Annotated in this window: 1 protein-coding gene; it reads left to right on the top strand. The window is 68.3% G+C overall.

The genetic code is table 11. The annotated features are described in order from the left end of the window. A partial coding sequence (locus tag WBG83_RS22460; protein WP_336747624.1) for a beta strand repeat-containing protein occupies window positions 1-1,094 on the top strand: 1,094 nt, incomplete at both ends.

The following is a 1,094-nucleotide window of genomic DNA, read 5'->3' as shown; positions in this document are numbered from 1 at the left end:
GTAGGCTCGACAGGAGCAACTGGAGCCACAGGTGCCACAGGCTCGACCGGAGCGACAGGAGCCACGGGCGCGGTAGGTTCGACCGGAGCAACTGGAGCAACTGGAGCTGAAGGTTCGACTGGGGCAACCGGAGCCACTGGAGCTGAAGGTTCGACGGGAGCAACCGGAGCCACGGGTGCCATAGGCTCGACCGGAGCAACTGGAGCCACGGGTGCCATAGGCTCGACCGGAGCAACTGGAGCCACGGGTGCGGTAGGCTCGACGGGAGCCACCGGAGCTACGGGTGCGGTAGGTGTGACTGGGGCAACCGGAGCCACTGGAGCTGAAGGTTCGACGGGAGCGACCGGAGCCACGGGAGCAGATGGCTCGACGGGAGCGACTGGAGCCACGGGTGCGGTAGGTTCGACCGGAGCGACCGGAGCTACGGGAGCAGATGGCTCGACGGGAGCAACCGGAGCCACAGGTGCGGTAGGTTCGACCGGAGCGACCGGAGCTACGGGAGCAGATGGCTCGACGGGAGCAACCGGAGCCACAGGTGCGGTAGGTTCGACCGGAGCGACCGGAGCTACGGGAGCAGATGGCTCGACGGGAGCAACCGGAGCCACAGGTGCGGTAGGCTCGACAGGAGCCACCGGAGCCACAGGTGCGGTAGGCTCGACGGGAGCGACCGGAGCCACGGGCGCGGTAGGTTCGACGGGAGCGACCGGAGCCACGGGTGCGGTAGGTTCGACGGGAGCCACAGGTGCGGCAGGTTCGACGGGAGCGACTGGAGCCACAGGTGCGGTAGGCTCGACTGGAGCAACTGGAGCCACAGGTGCCATAGGCTCGACGGGAGCAACCGGAGCCACGGGCGCGGTAGGTTCGACGGGAGCCACAGGTGCGACTGGCGCGGTAGGCTCGACCGGTGCAACTGGTGCTACGGGTGCGGTAGGTTCGACTGGGGTAACCGGAGCCACTGGAGCTGAAGGTTCGACGGGAGCGACAGGAGCCACGGGTGCCATAGGCTCGACAGGAGCCACCGGAGCCACAGGTGCGGTAGGCTCGACGGGAGCGACCGGAGCCACGGGAGCGGTAGGTTCGACGGGAGCAACCGG

This window comes from Paenibacillus sp. y28 (assembly GCF_037137075.1).
Classification (GTDB): Bacteria; Bacillota; Bacilli; order Paenibacillales; family NBRC-103111; genus JBBBNV01.
The sequence above is the reverse complement of the archived record's forward strand: the minus strand, read 5'-3'. Positions and strand labels throughout refer to the sequence as shown.